The organism is Paenibacillus sp. E222 (assembly GCF_013401555.1).
In the GTDB taxonomy this organism is placed as follows: Bacteria; Bacillota; Bacilli; order Paenibacillales; family Paenibacillaceae; genus Paenibacillus.
In genome coordinates, this window is sequence record NZ_CP058552.1 from 2,367,363 (window position 1) to 2,384,025 (window position 16,663).

The 16,663-nt window shown below is 48.4% G+C and carries 17 protein-coding genes; 15 read left to right on the forward strand and 2 right to left on the reverse strand.

Annotated elements, in window-relative coordinates; translation table 11 throughout:
• The first annotated feature begins 3 nt into the window (after positions 1–3).
• Complete coding sequence (locus HW560_RS10460; protein WP_179263001.1) at positions 4–729, forward strand: pirin family protein; 726 nt, start codon at positions 4–6, stop codon at positions 727–729.
• A 124-nt stretch (positions 730–853) separates the two neighbouring features.
• On the opposite strand, the gene HW560_RS10465 is transcribed toward HW560_RS10460, so the two are convergent.
• Complete coding sequence (locus HW560_RS10465; RefSeq protein ID WP_090904727.1) at positions 854–1,078, reverse strand: DUF1128 domain-containing protein; 225 nt, start codon at positions 1,076–1,078, stop codon at positions 854–856.
• Positions 1,079–1,236: 158 nt separating this feature from the next.
• On the opposite strand from HW560_RS10465, the gene yyaC reads away from it, so the two are divergent.
• From yyaC to HW560_RS10490, 5 genes are all read left to right on the forward strand, one after another.
• Positions 1,237–1,779 carry a spore protease YyaC gene (yyaC, locus tag HW560_RS10470; protein WP_257031836.1) on the forward strand — a complete coding sequence of 181 codons (543 nt, stop codon included), beginning with the start codon at positions 1,237–1,239 and terminating at the stop codon, positions 1,777–1,779.
• A 76-nt stretch (positions 1,780–1,855) separates the two neighbouring features.
• Positions 1,856–2,647 (forward strand): alpha/beta fold hydrolase, encoded by a 792-nt coding sequence (locus HW560_RS10475; protein WP_090904729.1) that lies wholly within the window; start codon positions 1,856–1,858, stop codon positions 2,645–2,647.
• 243 nt (positions 2,648–2,890) lie between these two features.
• Entirely contained in the window at positions 2,891–3,580 is a 690-nt protein-coding gene (locus HW560_RS10480) for a DUF6483 family protein (RefSeq protein ID WP_090904730.1), read from the forward strand.
• A 91-nt stretch (positions 3,581–3,671) separates the two neighbouring features.
• Positions 3,672–4,949, forward strand: coding sequence for a class I SAM-dependent methyltransferase (locus tag HW560_RS10485; protein ID WP_090904765.1), 1,278 nt, complete (start codon positions 3,672–3,674; stop codon positions 4,947–4,949).
• A 265-nt stretch (positions 4,950–5,214) separates the two neighbouring features.
• Positions 5,215–7,458, forward strand: coding sequence for an O-antigen ligase family protein (locus HW560_RS10490; RefSeq protein ID WP_179263005.1), 2,244 nt, complete (start codon positions 5,215–5,217; stop codon positions 7,456–7,458).
• Between the two features lie 194 nt (positions 7,459–7,652).
• On the opposite strand, the gene HW560_RS10495 is transcribed toward HW560_RS10490, so the two are convergent.
• Entirely contained in the window at positions 7,653–8,000 is a 348-nt protein-coding gene (locus HW560_RS10495) for a dehydrogenase (protein ID WP_090904732.1), read from the reverse strand.
• A 160-nt stretch (positions 8,001–8,160) separates the two neighbouring features.
• Here HW560_RS10495 and HW560_RS10500 point away from each other — a divergent pair, with 160 nt between their 5' ends.
• The 9 genes from HW560_RS10500 to HW560_RS10540 all read left to right on the forward strand — a co-directional run bounded on the left by HW560_RS10500 (position 8,161) and on the right by HW560_RS10540 (position 16,510).
• Entirely contained in the window at positions 8,161–8,775 is a 615-nt protein-coding gene (locus HW560_RS10500) for an undecaprenyl phosphate transporter UptA (protein WP_062329994.1), read from the forward strand.
• Positions 8,776–8,777: 2 nt separating this feature from the next.
• The gene (locus HW560_RS10505) at positions 8,778–9,347 is read left to right on the forward strand and encodes a thioredoxin family protein (protein ID WP_179263007.1); all 570 of its coding nucleotides are present in this window, start codon (positions 8,778–8,780) and stop codon (positions 9,345–9,347) included.
• A 6-nt stretch (positions 9,348–9,353) separates the two neighbouring features.
• The gene (locus tag HW560_RS10510) at positions 9,354–9,986 is read left to right on the forward strand and encodes an MBL fold metallo-hydrolase (RefSeq protein WP_090904734.1); all 633 of its coding nucleotides are present in this window, start codon (positions 9,354–9,356) and stop codon (positions 9,984–9,986) included.
• Positions 9,987–10,258: 272 nt separating this feature from the next.
• A complete protein-coding gene (locus HW560_RS10515) occupies positions 10,259–10,510 on the forward strand; it encodes a hypothetical protein (RefSeq protein ID WP_143067095.1) in 252 nt (83 codons plus the stop codon).
• A gap of 98 nt (positions 10,511–10,608) precedes the next feature.
• The gene (gene sigY, locus HW560_RS10520) at positions 10,609–11,160 is read left to right on the forward strand and encodes an RNA polymerase sigma factor SigY (protein ID WP_256222510.1); all 552 of its coding nucleotides are present in this window, start codon (positions 10,609–10,611) and stop codon (positions 11,158–11,160) included.
• Positions 11,147–11,482, forward strand: a complete 336-nt coding sequence (locus HW560_RS10525) for a YxlC family protein (protein WP_090904736.1) — start codon at positions 11,147–11,149, stop codon at positions 11,480–11,482. Before sigY ends, HW560_RS10525 begins: the two co-directional genes overlap by 14 nt.
• On the forward strand, positions 11,475–11,708 hold the full coding sequence (locus tag HW560_RS10530) for a hypothetical protein (RefSeq protein ID WP_090904737.1): 234 nt from the start codon (positions 11,475–11,477) through the stop codon (positions 11,706–11,708). Before HW560_RS10525 ends, HW560_RS10530 begins: the two co-directional genes overlap by 8 nt.
• Before the next feature lie 129 nt (positions 11,709–11,837).
• On the forward strand, positions 11,838–12,221 hold the full coding sequence (locus tag HW560_RS10535; protein WP_024631336.1) for a hypothetical protein: 384 nt from the start codon (positions 11,838–11,840) through the stop codon (positions 12,219–12,221).
• 164 nt (positions 12,222–12,385) lie between these two features.
• A complete protein-coding gene (locus tag HW560_RS10540; RefSeq protein ID WP_179263009.1) occupies positions 12,386–16,510 on the forward strand; it encodes an S-layer homology domain-containing protein in 4,125 nt (1,374 codons plus the stop codon).
• Positions 16,511–16,663 lie beyond the last annotated feature (153 nt).

Below are 16,663 nucleotides of genomic sequence, written 5' to 3' on the forward strand. Positions count from 1 at the left end.
AACATGATTAAAGTAGTGACATCGGAAGAAAGGCACACGTCGGATCGAGGTTGGATACACAGTGAATTCAGCTTTTCCTTTGCGGACTATGATGATCCAAGCAATGCCCATTTTGGCTGTCTTCTGGCTCATAATGACAACACACTGATGCCGCAGGAAGGCTTTAAGCGACATCCACATCATGACTTGGAGATTGTTAGTTATGTCATATCAGGTACATTGAAACATACGGATAGCATGGGAACGGAGCAATTGTTGGAAGCGGGAACGGTTCAGGTCATGAGTGCGGGTACCGGGGTAGAGCATTCAGAGACTAACCCGTCCGAGGATGAACCGGTACGTTTCCTACAGATGTGGTTCCTGCCATCCCAGCGCATGCTGAAGCCCTCGTATACCAATCGTCGTGTAGAGGCTGAGGAGCATCTGAACCGTCTTTGCCCGATTGTATCGGGACAAGGGGGAGAAGGAGCAGAGGGAGCATTGCCAATTTCACAGGATGTAACTTGCTATCTATCCCACCTGGAATCCGGTAAAAAATTAATGTACCCTCAACATGAAGATCGGCGTACACATCTCTTCCTGATTAGTGGCCATATCGAGATTGTATGTTCAGACGGCAACTTCAATCTCAAGCCGGGTGATGCTGCACGAATCCGCAAAAGCTGTGATCTGCAAATTACAGGTACAGGCAGCGAGACAGCTGAATTTGTATTGGTGGATTTGCCTTGACGAAAAAAAATAGCTGCAAAAGGACCTGTTCTCCACTGTGATGTGGAGAACAGGTCCTTTTTGTACAGCTTGTGGTAGCTGCCTTCATAAAGGAGCCACTCAACGTTCCATGGGCGATGCAGCCCTAGGACTTGCGGAGATTACCCAGTTCGGAAGCGACGGCTTCCACTTCAGAGATACTCAGATGTTCCTTGCTTAGGACCATTTCATACAGGTCAAACAAATCTTCATACTTCTCAAGTGGGAAAGACGAAGCCTGCATGGCAGCTCCACTGGCCATCCGCAGTTTCGTTTTGATTGCTTCAATCATATATTCCATGTTGGCTGCGCTTGCTTGCGTTAAATCCATCGTTATGTCCATCCCTTCCGTATCGGAAACTGTTGTCATTGTATCATGATTGGACAGGCTCAGGCCAATGCTTTTGCGGCGAAATCAAGCATCGGGTAAAATGAGGAATATAACCATAGAGCCTCAGCAGGAAGTACATGTGTAAAGGAGGTAAGAGATTGGCAGTATATAAGCGGGAATTGGTTCGTCATCAAAGTAGGGAAGCCCGCCAAAATGTGCAGGGAGAAGACTTGGTTTTATTTTTCAAGCACATCTATAAGCTTCATTCACCGGATGAAATTACCTTTGTCTGTATCGGTACGGACCGTTCCACCGGAGATGCACTGGGCCCACTGACAGGCAGTCTGCTGCAGGAGGCCGGAGTGAATCACGTTGTAGGGACTCTGGCTTCTCCTTGTGATGCGGATACGTTGGAGAGGAGGCTGGCGCTTGTCCCGTCACATCATGCCATCATTGCTATAGATGCTTGTCTGGGTCCAAAACAGGCAACAGGTACATACTATCTTGCGGAGCATCCACTTATTCCGGCAAAATCGGTTGGAGGCAAGCTGCCGCCAGTTGGTCATTACAGCGTGGCTGCTGTAGTGAATGCTAATGGACCGAGACCTTATTCCATTCTACAGATGACGTCACTTCATTTCGTTATGGGCATGTCCCGAACGATTGCAGAGGCGGTCGCCGAAGCAGTGAAATACAGATAAACGTTTCATTAATGGTATGCAGGCTTAATAATATACAACTTGAATTAATTTAATTCGCGCAGAGAGAGGGATTTATATGGAAAAAGTGATGTGTGACGGAACGACGATTTGTTATGCCGAACAGGGTAAGGGAGAAGCGCTCATTTTGCTCCACGGATACTGCGGCAGTTCATCCTACTGGGATGAAGTAGTGCCTGAGCTTGCACGCAGCTATCGTTGCATCGTACCCGATCTGCGTGGACATGGCAAAACGGACGCGCCTGTAGGTAGTTATACGATTGATCAGATGGGGAATGACGTATTGCAATTAATGGATGAGCTAAAGGTGGACAAGGCTGTCCTGCTTGGTCACTCCATGGGCGGATATATCGCACTTTCTATTGCACAGCGCCACCCAGAACGATTGAATGCCTTCGGCTTGATTCATTCCACAGCGTATCCGGATAGTGAGGAGGGTAAGGAAAAACGCCTTCGCGCAGTATCCACCATCCAGACGGAAGGCATTGTTCACTTTGTAGATGGGCTGGTTCCCGGTTTGTTTGCACCAGAACATGTAGAATCGCTATCGGCGCAAGTGACACGTGTGAAGGAAATTGGTTATCAGACTGCTCCGCAAGGGGCAACTGGAGCTGCACTGGCTATGAGGGAACGTCCGGACCGCCGTGATGTATTGTCGGCGACACCACTTCCTGTCCTGCTGGTTGCCGGAGAGAAGGATGCTGTCATTCCGCCGGAACGTACATTTACAAGTGACAAGCCACATATTACACAAGCCGTGATTCCTGGGGCAGGACATATGAGCATGTACGAAGCACCGGAAGAATTAATTCAGGTCATTACATCATTTTTGACGGGATTATCGAAGTGATTTTAAAGGAACATAAATAGAGTATCCGATGATTTCGCCTCCTTGGCGGAGCGCCGATACCTTGCTAAACCCCTGCAACGTTCGTTCCAGAACGGCAGGGGTTTTATTTGTTCAGGGACAGAGCATGGGAGAGCCATTAAACCATGTTTTGGCTTTTTGTCATGGCATGAATTAAAATGATGAGAATGGATCATGCAAGTCAAAGTGGAATGTACATGATCGAACGATGAGGGGGCACATAGCATGTTCAGGAAAGATTATCTGCTCCGCATGATGGAGGAAATGACAGAAGCGATCGGCAAAGTATTTACACTCAAACAACAGCGAAAACATACGGAGGCCCTGTCCGAACTGGACGAGCTGCTGCGCAGGCAGTTTGGACTGAATTTATCTCTGCTGAACTCACTGCCGGCTGAAGACGTCATTGAAATGTTCCGTTTTCGCGGCGTCATTGAAGTGGACAATCTGCAACACGCCGCCAGGCTGATCGAAGAAGAGGCGTACATTTATAATGAAAAGGCCAAAGTAGAGGGCATAGATGACCAGGAAAAAATGGAGTCAGAGGATGAAGCACTCATTCGTCTGATGAGATCACTTCATTTTTACCTGTACGCACTGAATCATGGGGCTAATCCGAAGCTGCTGGATGCACCAGGTCGTGTGGAGGGAATATTGGAGCAGACGAAACTATATGAACTTCCGGCACGAACGGAAAAGCAGCTTGCCTTGTATCGTGAACAGCAGGGGCGTTATGATCAGGCTGAGAACAGCTGGTACAGATTGCTTCAGGTAGATGACAACCATCCCATTCATTACCGGGGTGAGGTACAGGCTTTCTATGAAAGGTTAAGACAACTGGAAGATGAGCAATTGCAGCAAGGTGGTTTGCCTCGTGAGGAAGTGGAAGAGGGGCTTGCCGAGCTGAATCGATAAACCAATTGAATACGCCGTTAACTTGGAGAGGGAACGGAATTGTGGTATGGTAACGGTTGACCAAACCAAATCGAAAGTGAGATGTACCCCCGTGGATTCATTGCGAAAGCTTATACAAGACATCTTTGAACAGAATTCGCTGATTACAGCGACCTGGAGCCAGCTGCGCAGACGGGACAATGTCTCGTATACCAAAGTGCAAGTCAAGCCGGTAACGCTCAAGAATCAGCTTCATTATCAATTCGCATTTCATTATACCAACAAAGTGCTGCACGAGAATTTGACTCCGGCTGAAGCGGCAGAACGCATGACTTTGCTGTGCGAAGAGACGTTTCGTCAAGGATTGCTCTGTACGACAGACGCAGACTATCAAATTTTGATCAGCAAAAAATATAAAGTGTCCATCCTGACCAAGTCGGCTTCCAAGACGGCGGTGGACCTCTCGCATAATCGCAAAAAGCAATATGTGCTGGAAGATGGAGTTCCCGTTTCATTCCTGGTCGAGCTGGGGATTATGAGCGAGGAAGGCCGCGTTTTGGCTCGCAAGTACGACAAGTTCAGACAGATCAACCGTTTCCTCGAAATGGTGCAGGACGTTATCCCCCATTTGCCAGAGGGGCGCCCACTCACCATAGTTGATTTTGGCTGTGGAAAATCATATCTGACTTTTGCTTTGTACCACTATTTGTCCGTACAACAGCGCAGATCGCTCAACATTATTGGCCTCGACTTAAAAGCCGATGTGATTGAACACTGTAATGATCTGGCAAACAAATTGCATTACGGTGACCTGAAGTTCCTCGTTGGAGACATCGCTGACTACGACGAGCTGAATGAAGTGGATATGGTCGTAACGCTGCATGCCTGTGATACAGCAACCGATGCTGCTTTGGAGAAAGCTGTTCGTTGGGGCGCTTCGGTCATTTTATCTGTACCATGCTGTCAGCACGAGCTGTTTGACCAGATTGAATCCAACGTGATGAATCCGTTATTGTCACACGGTATTCTGAAGGAACGCTTCTCCGCTTTGGCAACGGATGCCATTCGTGCCAAGCTGCTCGATCTGATGGGTTACAAAACGCAGCTGCTTGAATTTATCGACATGGAGCATACGCCGAAAAATATTTTAATCCGCGCCGTACGAGGCCAGGCTGGGCAGACGGCTGACATGTGGAACGAATATACCGCATTCCGTGATTTCATTCACGCAGATCCTTATTTGGAGCGGGCTTGTGCGGACTTGCTCCCAGGTGGCGGCAAGCTGAAAGAAGCTGCGGCGAACCTTGGGATAGATGCAAACCAAGAGAATTCAAAAGGGGAATCGATCAAAGATGCCACCCAAGATGCTAGCCACTGTGATCACTGTTGAAAGGGATAATGAAGAGTGATGCATAATGTTTCACGGCAGAATGGTAAAAAGGATGAATGCATGATTAAGTTGCTAATCGTTTGAGACGATGCAGTTCGTCTGCCATCGCCGTTGATGGGACATACTGGTAAGAGGGTCCCGTGAAAATATATATAATGTGCCAAAGGCATGAAATCAGGCAGAAGACCCTATTGGGGCTTCTGTCTTTTTTGGTTTGAAATTAATTAAGAAGAATATGGAGACGAGAGAGAGAGGAGGGAGAAGCATGAAGGGGGCGAGATCAGATAAGAAGGATAAGTGGAGTAAGTTAGATAATACAAATAGGCTGGACAAGGTGGACAAAGCAAATCAAGGGATAGTGTTCTCCGGATTATCAGGTTCGGTATTAACGGCAGTTCTTGGTTTAATTTCAGTGGCTTTACTGTTGGCAGGATGTCTATGTAGGGGATTGTTTTATGCTACGGACGTATATCCCATGGTATGGATGGCATCAGGAAGTGTGCTTATTTGGTTTGTTTTGTTCATTATGTGCTTCAATGCACCGAAGGCTAGAGGACAGCTAGGGATCGCTCAGTGGTTGGAATACCTCAAACGACTATATGCTGCCATTATGCAGCATGCTCATTTCCGCTGGATGTTTTGGCCCCTGGCTATGGCCGTCTGGTTCGGCCTGCATGTATGGATAGGCTCTGTCAGCGTACAGGGAAGCATGGATGAGATGCTGCGCTGGAGCCTTCTGGCGATATTTGCGTTGCTAACCGTTACGTTGGCCGCACGCGCGAACGGAGCGCGATGGTTTGCCTGTGGCTGGCAATTGGCAGGCGGCTTGCTTGTGCTAAGCGGCGTGCTTGCCGCGTGCGGTGTGCTGCCGCTGCCTTACGGGGTCATGCGAACCGCTGACCCGGAGATCAGCTCCGCCGGAGCCCGGCTCGGCGGATTGCTGCAGTACCCCAATGCGTACGGTGCCGTTGTTGGCATGTACGCATTGGAGCGGCTGGCTGCCGCCGCGCGCGCCATAGCCCGGCCGTTGTCGGCCGGACGGCTCATCGCGGCAGTGCTGCCGCTCATGCCCGCGCAAGCCGCGCTCCTGCTGAGCGAGTCGCGCGGCGCTTGGCTGGCGACCGGCTGCGCCGCGCTCACCGCCTTCGCTTTGCAGCGGCGCGGTGCCCGCCTGCCGCTGCTGCTGGCCACGGCCGCGCCCCTGGCGTGCGCGGCCTGGCTCTACCGCCAGCTGGCTGCGGCCCAGCTGGCGCCTGCACCCGTGCCCGGCCTGCTGGCACTGGCCGGGACATGGGCAGCTGCGCTGCTCGGCACGCTGCTGCTGTGCCGTTTGTGGCACAGCGGCGCTCGTACGCGCACCGCTGCCCTTACGGCCACAGTGCTGGCGGGGATCACCGCCAGCACTGTGGCCGTGGCCTCCACCGCCGACCGCATGGCGGCTGGTGTCGGCACAGGGCTGTCCCGCCTTCAGATCTGGCGGGACGCCCTGAAGCTCTGGACCGAGGCCGCATGGCTGGGCCACGGGGGAGAGACATGGCGCAACATGTTTCGCGCCATCCAATCCTCGCCTTATGTCGGAGGCGAGGTCCACAACGGCTTCCTCGATCTGGCCCTCGATACAGGTGTGATCGGGTTGCTGCTCATCGCCGAATGGTTCCTTTCCACGCTGCGAACGATGTGGAGGCATGCACCTCAGCTGCTGCCCTCGGTTATTGTTTTTGGCCTCCATGGCGCTATGGACTTTGACTGGAGCTTCACCTTCCTATGGATGATGTTCATTTGGCTTGGAGGTTGGGCTCTCTCGTCTCCGACTTTACAGGAATCCGCGGCTGACCCAAAACGCCCTCGCTTTTTCCTCCCAATAAGCCCGTGGCCTCAACGGATATTGACCGGACTGTTCGTCATGTTTTGGCTTGGCGGCACAGTCTGGCTTGCTGGACAACAAGTGGCAGCAGAACAACAATATCGTTTAGCCCTGTCAAAAAATACAGAAGGTGCTGAACGAAAGATGCTGCTTACTGCGGCGTACAAGTTTAACCCCTACAGGCCGGATATCGCCATCTCCCTGTCCCGCACGCTTCCAGCGGAAAAGGCTGAATCCATATTGGTGCATAGCCTGTCCTTTTCCCCTGCTTCACCCCAACTCTACGGAGAGCTGGGGCGGTTGGCCGCTCAATCGGGTAGGGGGGAATCGGCTGGGAACTATTTTGAACATGGCCTGGCCCTGAATCGCTTTGACGCGTCCAGCCAGTCCCAAGCCTTGTACTGGATGGAACAGGCATCACGGAGGGAACTGGCGTCAGGGTATGCTGAACGAGGAAGACAGACCGCTGCTGCTGGAGTAAGGATGTACGAACGCTATAGACAATTGGCTCAAGAAGTGGCAGCAGGGGAGGAGAGAAATGATCGGCGTTTTGGGCTTGGAGAAGAAGCATTACGTTATGGGAATCATTTGCGGCTCCTTGCTTTTGGTCCACTTGCTTCAGAAGTGACCAGAAAAAGTCCCTGAATATCTGACCTCATTCAACGCGGATGGTGAACGAGATTTATGAAATCGAATGATTCAACATTTAACGGCATGAATGATATCGCGTGGGTTCAACGAAAGTATTGGTTTACGACGCAGTTCGGGTTTATTCAAAATCGACCAATATGCATATGCTGCACCATAAGTTGTTCGTCTACCTGTCCAGTACTCCCAACCTACAGGCGATATCCGCCAAACGCATTCTTAAAGGCAGCTTGCAGCGGTTCTACCTCCACACCCCATAGAGTCGCAATCTCAGCGCTGACATCCGCGTTCCACCATTCGCATAATTTTTTGCGATTATCCCGATTTTCTCCGATCCAGAGCAGATTGGCGATGACCTTCCCATAATATAATTCCTCCGCCTGCTTCATCAGCTCGGGAGAGATATATACCTTTAGCTTTTTGGCTGTTCGATACAGCTCCTTGCTGCATGCTCTTCGGATCCCTCGGGCAGAAGGCAGCTTCTGGCCTGGGGTGTTATGTTTGACCGGGGGAGTACCGGGTGCTGATTTAAATGACATTTTCTCACGCTCCTCTCCCGATACCATATGCAAACGGCTGCCTGCGGGACACTATACCAGACGGGTGAAGTAGCAACAGCTAGAGGCCTGTGATAAAATAGGGACGAACATCCATGGTGCGGAAGGGCACTGCCAATCAGGATGAAGAAAGAGGGTCGAGATGGACGTTATTCATAACATTGTCAATCAATTATTCGATTGGATTCAGAGTCTTGGATACTTTGGAATTATGCTTGGACTAATGCTTGAAGTTATTCCGAGTGAAATTGTACTGGCATATGGAGGTTTTCTCGTTTCACAAGGCCATATTAATTTTTTCGGTGCATTGATTTTTGGTACCGTGGGCGGTGTCATAGCCCAGCTATTTATTTACTGGATTGGCCGTTATGGCGGAAGACCTGTACTTGAACGCTACGGAAAATACATACTGATCCAGAAAAAGCACATCGACCATTCCGAAGAGTGGTTCCGCAAGTATGGGACAGGGGTCATTTTCACGGCGCGTTTTGTTCCGGTCGTAAGGCATGCCATATCGATTCCTGCCGGCATATCCAAAATGCATACGGGTCGATTTATTTTGCTGACAACCCTCGCTGTTATACCTTGGTCTGCATTGTTTATATATTTAGGGATGATACTTGGAGATCAATGGCAACATATCAACGAGAAAGCGGCACCTTATATTATGCCGATTCTGCTCGTTGCTCTCGCACTTATGATTATTTATGTACTTATTAAATGGATGAATGCTCGTAAAAAGAAGGGAAGTGTCTAGATATGGGGAAACCAAACTTGTCTCACAAATTCGGTAAAGGTCTGCCACCGAAAGATTTCATTGAGAGCATGACGAAGAACCAAAGTGAGTTTCAGGCAAACTACGACAACTTTGCGTGGCCAAGTGAGGATGATCGTGAATTTTTCGAAAGCCTGAATCACCGCGATGATTTGCGTGTGTTAATTTTGGCTGCTGACTGGTGTGGCGACGTGGTACGCAATGTTCCGGTCGTGTTCCAGGCGCTGGAAATCTCCGGCATTCCGACAGAAGTTCTTATTTTGGAAAATCATCCTGAAGTGATGGATGAGTTCCTTACGATGGGCGGACGCTCTGTCCCAGTCGTTATTTTTGCAGATACAGGCGGACATGTACTGGGCCAATGGGGACCTCGTCCGCAACATGTGCAGGAAGTTATGGTTGAATTCAAACGTAACAACCCGGACCGTGAAGCAGCAGATTATCAGGATAATTTGGCTGTTGCACGTCAAGAGATTGGGAAACGTTATGGGGAAGGAACCGAGTCCAATGCAGCTATTATTCGTGAGTTGCGTGAACTGATTTCGGGTTACTGAGCCGATATGCTTAACATTCGTACGTTTTCATTAGGACCGCTCCAGACCAATGCGTATCTGTTGCAGGGGGATGATCCAGGTAAAGCCGTAATCATTGACCCTGGAATGAATCCGGGCCCATTACTCAAAGCCATTCAGGACCTGGAGATCGAAGCGATCCTGCTCACTCACGCGCATTTTGATCATATGGGCGGTGTGGATGAAATTCGCAAATTGAAAGGCTGTCCTGTTTATTTGCATGACTTGGAGAGTGATTGGCTCACAACGCCAAAATTAAATGGTTCTTTGAACTGGCCGCAGGCTACCCCGCCGCTTTCAACAGATCCAGCTGAATATGCCATGGACGAAGGACAGACTTTGAACTTTATTGGTCATACGTTCAAAGTGTATCATACACCAGGACACTCCCCAGGCAGTGTAAGTCTGTTATGTGGTGACGATCTGTTTGCTGGTGATGTTCTGTTCCGTATGGGTGTGGGCAGAACCGATCTGACCGGAGGCCGTGAACGGGATCTGATCGATTCAATCCAGAACAAGTTATACACCTTCTCCGATGAGGTCAAAGTGTATCCAGGTCATGGTCCCAAAACGACAATTGGTTATGAGAAGAAAAACAATCCTTACGTCTCTGCAAGATGATCCGACAATTTATGTGAAGAAAGTCTGGACAAGTGACAACTTTTTCATTAGAATAGCAATTAGTTGTTACAAGCGTTAAAGCACCATCTAACTGAAGCAATAAAAAGAAACACCCTAACTTGCGAAGCACGCAGACTGTGGTCTATACCCGGTTTGCGTTCTTTTTTTGTTTTCGGCCTCTTTTTTATCAAAGTTACATCCCGTTTAGTCCTACATACAGATCGTTGACAAGTATCTACAGAAGATCGTCTAATGAGAGCGAGGAATTAGAAGTGGAGAAAAAGCGAGTGATTCAGTTGGGACAACGTGCCGAGAACCTGATCATTGAAGAAAACCGACGAGCAATGGAAAGTGGCAGAATAGAAGCAGTTACCCAGCGTCCTCAACTACATAAACACATGAATAATGAGATGAATCCAATCAAGGATCAACAGCAGAATATATGGAGAAGGCGTTTATTAAGCAACGGAGCCCGCAACCAACCGTGGTTCGACAAACTGCAAGATTACCGAAATGAAGTCTGATTGCCCGGGAAATTGTCGGCTTCAGCTTTTTTCTGGATTGAATTGAACGTTTCTGCAGAGCCTGTCGTAATAACATAAGACTGAGCGGAGAGCAGGTGATGATTCAGATGGAGGCAGCCGAACTGGAAGAGGTACAGAGAGCGATACAGGGGGATGACAGTGCACTGGCAGAACTGCTGCAGCGTCACTACTCCTTTGTGTATAAGTATCTTGTCAAAGTAACGATGGACCCCAACGTTGCTGAGGAGACGGTGCAGGATACGATGATTCGATGTATGGAAAATATTCATAGGTACGATGGCTCGTCTGCCTTTTCGTCATGGATGATTACGATTGCCACCCGTATATATATCGACAAGACTAGGCGCAGGCGAAGAGAACAGATCTGGTTGGAAGCCATTCGTAATCAGGCTGTACGCAAATTGCGATGGCAATTTGAGAGCCGCAATGAAGAATGGACAGATGTCATGGATGCCATGACAAGGTTAACCCCAGAACATCGTATTGCCGTCCTGCTGAAGCATTATTATGGCTATGGCTATGATGAAATTGGTGAAATGCTGGGTATTCCATCCGGAACGGCGAAGTCTCGAACGGCCTATGGTCTTCGTCAATTGAGAAAGGAGCTGGAAGAGCGTGAGCAGATCTGAAGAACAGGATGAACAAGAAATTTTGATGCGGATGCAACAGCAGATGAAAGTGCTCGATGATGCGTATGAGCCTGTAAATATACCTTCATTAGCCTCCATTGAAGCCCAAGTCAAGGAACGAAGACAAATGAGACGACGAGCCAATCGGATCGAAATGATCTTGTTCTGGATTGTGGGACTGTTCATTATCGCTTTTGGTGTCTTGTTATTCCATTCGGCTCCAGCTCTATATTTGGGTATCCAGGCGATTAGCTTGTGCGCAGCGATTGCCGTGGTAATAATCTGGTCAGGGCGACGTCGGAAGGAGACTCGTCATGAATGATCTGCATTATTCTTTAAATGAAATTCCTCTCATATGGCTTATTCTGATTGCCATTCTTTTGCTGATACAAGGAACATGGATCTTTCAGGATGCACGCAGGCGTGGCCGTTTCCCCTGGTTATGGGGATTGTGGGGCATCACGGGATTTCCCACACCATTGATCGTATATTGGTTCATTGTGGTGCGAGTAGACCGCAAGCCCCCTAAGCAAACATCGGGTAAATGATAGAATTTACGGAATGAAAAAAAGATTTTGCACAAATGTTTTGTTTAATTCTAGTAATCGTAGACATCGCTATTCTTTTCTAGTAGACTATACAAATAATAAAAAGATAGACTACCAGGAGGTTAGACGATGCTGCGATTAGGAGAGAAGGTTGTCATCGTCGCGGATGCGTTTGAGCAGAATCTTCCTGTGGGGGAATATGGTTTCATCATCGCTTATGACCGGAATCCGGACAATGCGTTCGATTACGTGCTTCGAGTGCCGCAGGTGAATCGGAACTTTTTTGTTCCATCCGGCGACGTCGATCTAGAAGAGGTTCTGCTGAAGCAGGAAGCTGAGCGGGTCGAGCGAGAAGCGTTGATAGATTACGCCCTTGCGACACACAATGAGAAACTGTTTCATCATCTGATGAACGGAGATTTTCAAGCTGTGGAAGAGGAAGAGGAAACCGCGAACGATGTTATGTCACAGGCGGATTTTATAAAGCAGGTTAACCTGCGTGCATGGATTTAGAGTTTTAAGAGTCGGCTGATGCCGGCTCTTTTTTGATTTTTCGGAATCCTATTTCAGCAGACCAAGTCATTATGTTCAGAATCGGTTCAGAGACAATTGATAAAATACCTTGCGATGTAGAAGGGATTGCACCCTTCAAATTATACATAACAAGGAAGGTAGATATGAAGATGAGAAGGAGCTTTCGCAACGGAAAAAAATTCGTGATGATGTTGTTGGCCTGTCTGGTGATTCTGGGAGGCAACCCGATCTTTCAGATATGGGATATAAACCGCTCTTACGCCTCTGGTGGCGAAGAGTGGACACTATTGGGGGAAGCCGGTTTCTCGGCTGGAGAAGCTTCTGCTCCCAAGCTGGCTGTGGATCAATTAGGAACAACATATGTTGCTTATTCAGATAGGGGTGCTAATTCTAAAGTAACGGTGATGAAGTATAGTGAGTCCGGTGATTGGCAACTGGTAGGTGATAGAGGCCTATCGGTTGGATCAGCAAGCGGAATCACACTCGTGCTGGATCAAGCAGGCACTCCATATATTGGATATCAGGATAGCGGCGTTAGTGGTAAGGCTACGGTCATGAAATATAGTGAATCAGACGGTTGGGAATTAGTAGGAGAGGCAGGCTTTACTCCAGACAGGGCAAACTACCCTTCGCTCGCGCTGGATCAGGCGGGTAATCCTTATATTGCTTTTAAGGATGGAGCCAGTGGGAAAGCAAACGTAATGAGATACATCGAGCCAACGGGCTGGGAGCTGGTGGGCAGTGCTGACTTCTCCGAAGGAGAAGCAATCTCTTCCTTTTCATTGGTTCTCGATCAGGCGGATACACCTTATGTGGCTTTTCAGGATGAAGCCTACAAAGCCACCGTCATGATGTACAGTTCCAACGAATGGAAGGTGGTAGGCCAAGCAGGCTTTTCAGGAGGGTACGCAACCTCCCCATTACTTGTGATGAATCCATCAGGTCAACCCTATATTGTGTTTCAAGATGATACGAATAAAATGACGGTCATGACATATCGTGATGAGATATCAAGTTGGGAGAGGGTAGGTCAAGCTGGTTTCTCCCCAGGTTCTGCAAATTCTCCTTCGCTGGTTATGGATCAGACGGGTACACCTTATGTGGCTTTCAAGGATAGCGCAAATGGAAGCAAAGCAACCGTAATGAGATACAGCGAGCAAAATGGCTGGGAGTTTGTCGGTCAAGCCGGTTTCTCTGCTGGGGTGGTGTCTACACCTTCACTCGCATTGGACCAAAAAGGTACGCCGTATGTTGTTTATCAAGATGCATTCAATAGTTCAAAGGCGACGGTGATGAGATTTGGAGCGAAAGCTTCGTACACAGTCTCCTATGATGGTAATGGAGCTCAGTTGGGTAATGTACCAGTGGATAATCAACAATACAATGATCAAGCGGGAGCAATCATTTTAGGTAATACAGGCAATTTAGAAAAATTAGGTTATACATTCGCTGGCTGGAATACGGAAGCAGATGGAAGCGGAACGAGCTATAACGCAGGTGAGACGTTAATCATGAGTGCTGCTCATGTAACGTTGTATGCGAAGTGGACGCCATCCACGTCCAATGAGGATGAAACAGGAAAGTGGGAAGTTATTGGCGATGCAGGTTTCTCAGAGGGAATGACTTTTGACCAGGATCTTGCCCTTGATGCCCATGGCACGCCGTATGTCGTATATCAAGATGTATCCAATGGCTTTAAAGCAACAGTCATGAAATATAGCGAAGTGAGTGGATGGTCGGCAGTCGGACAACCAGGTTTTACTGAGAGTTATGCAACAAAAAACAAAATAGCAATAGACCAGAATGGATCAATATACGTTGCTTTTAGTGATGTAAATCATGTTGGCAGTGCAACCGTCATGAAGTATACGGAGCAGGATGGCTGGGATTTTGTAGGTTCCCCAGGTTTCTCTCCAGCTAATTTATCGAGTCTTGATTTGCAACTCGATGCAAACGGTGTGCCGTATGTTGCCTTAAATAGCAGTTATCGCCTCACGGTTATGAAATATAATGACCAGTCTGGAGAGTGGACGTCCATCGGCAATACCGAAAATATTCTGGGAGGCGCGGGAGGAAGTATATTGGCTATAGGGCCAGACGGTATCCCTTACGTTGCATTAAGCGATAATAGTGGAGGATTCAGATTGTCTGTTATCAGATATAACGAAGCGGATGATTCTTGGTCCTTCGTTGGCAATCGTGCCTTTTCACAAGAAAACGTAGCTGAGTTTGCGCTTGCAGTAGATCAGAACGAAACGGTATATATTGCTTATACCACTGGATTCAACGGACAAAAGGCAACAGTTATGAAATATACTGGCTCCGGAACGTGGATAACGGTTGGGGATGCTGAGTTCTCTGACGGAGCGGCAAATTTCGTCTCGATGGTGCTTGATCAAGATGGAAGTCCGTATGTGGCATATATGGATTCAGCAAATATGAACAAAGCAACAGTTATGAAATATACCGAGGCGGATGGCTGGAATGCGATCGGTGGGACTGGTTTCTCAGAGGGAATTGCACAGAACACTACGTTGGAGATTGACGCAGCAGGGAACCTTTACGTTTCTTTCAAAGATGGAAGTAACGGTAACAAAGCTACAGTCATGTCCTATGCACAACCGAAGAGATATCAGATCACTTACAACAGTAACGGAGCTGCATCAGGAGACGTGCCCTCAGACAACCAGGCGTATAAGCAACAAACGCTGGCTACAATTTTGGGTAACACAGGCAACCTGGTGAGGACTGGATATGATTTTTCAGGCTGGAACACGGCAGCTGACGGCAGCGGAGTAAACTATAGTGTGGGCGATACGCTACTTATAGGCACCTCTAATGTGACATTGTTCGCGAAGTGGCTTGTGTCGAATAACGGCGGAACAAACCCTCCAGATGGTTCCGACAACTCCAATGGTGGAAATGGCGGTAACGGTTCAAATCCTGGTGGTGGCAGTACTTCTGGGCCTGCAAGCGGAGCGGCAGGTACAGCGTCTTCGGGAGGAGGGGCGGTTAATTCCGGTGTTTCGATCTTGGTAAACGGGAAGCCGGAAACGGCAGGAACCTTGAAAACGTCTAAAGTGAATGGACAGAATGTGTTGACTCTGGCAGTCGACGAACGGGCTATCATGCAAAAGCTAGATGTAGAAGGCATGAACGCTGTAGTTACACTCCCCGTAAACAGTAGTCACAAAGATCGGGTAATCGGTGAGCTGACAGGGCGATTGGTGAAGTTCATGGCAGACAAGGAAGCCGTACTTGTGTTGCAAACGGAAGCCGCTACCTATTCCTTGCCTTCCCGACTGGTGGAAATCAATACGCTGGCACAACAACTTGGTGCTGAAGATCACCTCAAGGATATAGTCCTCCATTTGGAGATCGCACCTGCTTCTGCTGAAACGATATATGCGGCGGAAACAGTTGCTCATCAAAATGGTTTTGCCTTGATTGGTCCGATTTTTGATTTCAACATAACGGCCACATATGAAGGCAGATCTGTAAGTGTGGACCGGTTTAACAATTACGTCGAACGAGCAATTACTTTATCTGGTGAGGTTGATCCTTCCAAGGTAACGACTGGAGTTGTGGTTGAGAAGGACGGCGGCGTGCGCCATGTTCCGACCAAAATCACGCAAGTCAATGGAGTTTATCATGCGCAAATCAACAGTTTGACGAATAGTGCGTATGGTCTCGTTTGGAATCCCCAGACATTCGTAGACGTAGCCGGACATTGGGCAGAAACAGAAGTGAATGATATGGGCTCAAGAATGGTTGTCCGTGGAATATCGGATACGATCTATAATCCGGACGCGAGCATAACTCGCTCTGAATTTGCGGCCGTGATCGTGCGTGCACTGGGGCTTCAAACAGGTGAAGAAAACGACCGATTCAGCGATGTAAACCCGAGTGACTGGTATGCAGATGTAGTAATTGCTGCTTCCAACCTGGGTCTGATCGACGGTTATAAAGATGGCACATTCCGGCCAACACAGAAGATTACCCGTGAAGAAGCGATGATGATCATTAATCGGACGATGAAGCTTACCGGCTTGGATCGTAAGCTGGATATCGACACCGGCCAAGATCTCTCCCGCTATATAGATATGGATATGGTCTCGTATTGGGCAAAAGAAGCTGTCGACTTCAGTCTTCAATCAGGGCTTGTATCTGGTCGGAGTAACGCGACCATTGCTCCAAAATCCATGATCACTCGGGCAGAGACTGCGGCGCTTATTCGTCGGTTATTGCAGCATTCGGGCTTGATCTAAAGAATAACTAGTAATGTATACAGCAAAAAAGGCAGAGCGAATTCGCACTGCCTTTTTGCCAATTTAGACTAGGAGCAATAATTAATACAGTGAATTCTTAATAGCGATGAGGTACGCAGGAAGGATATCATTGCTCAGATGTCTGAAAAATCA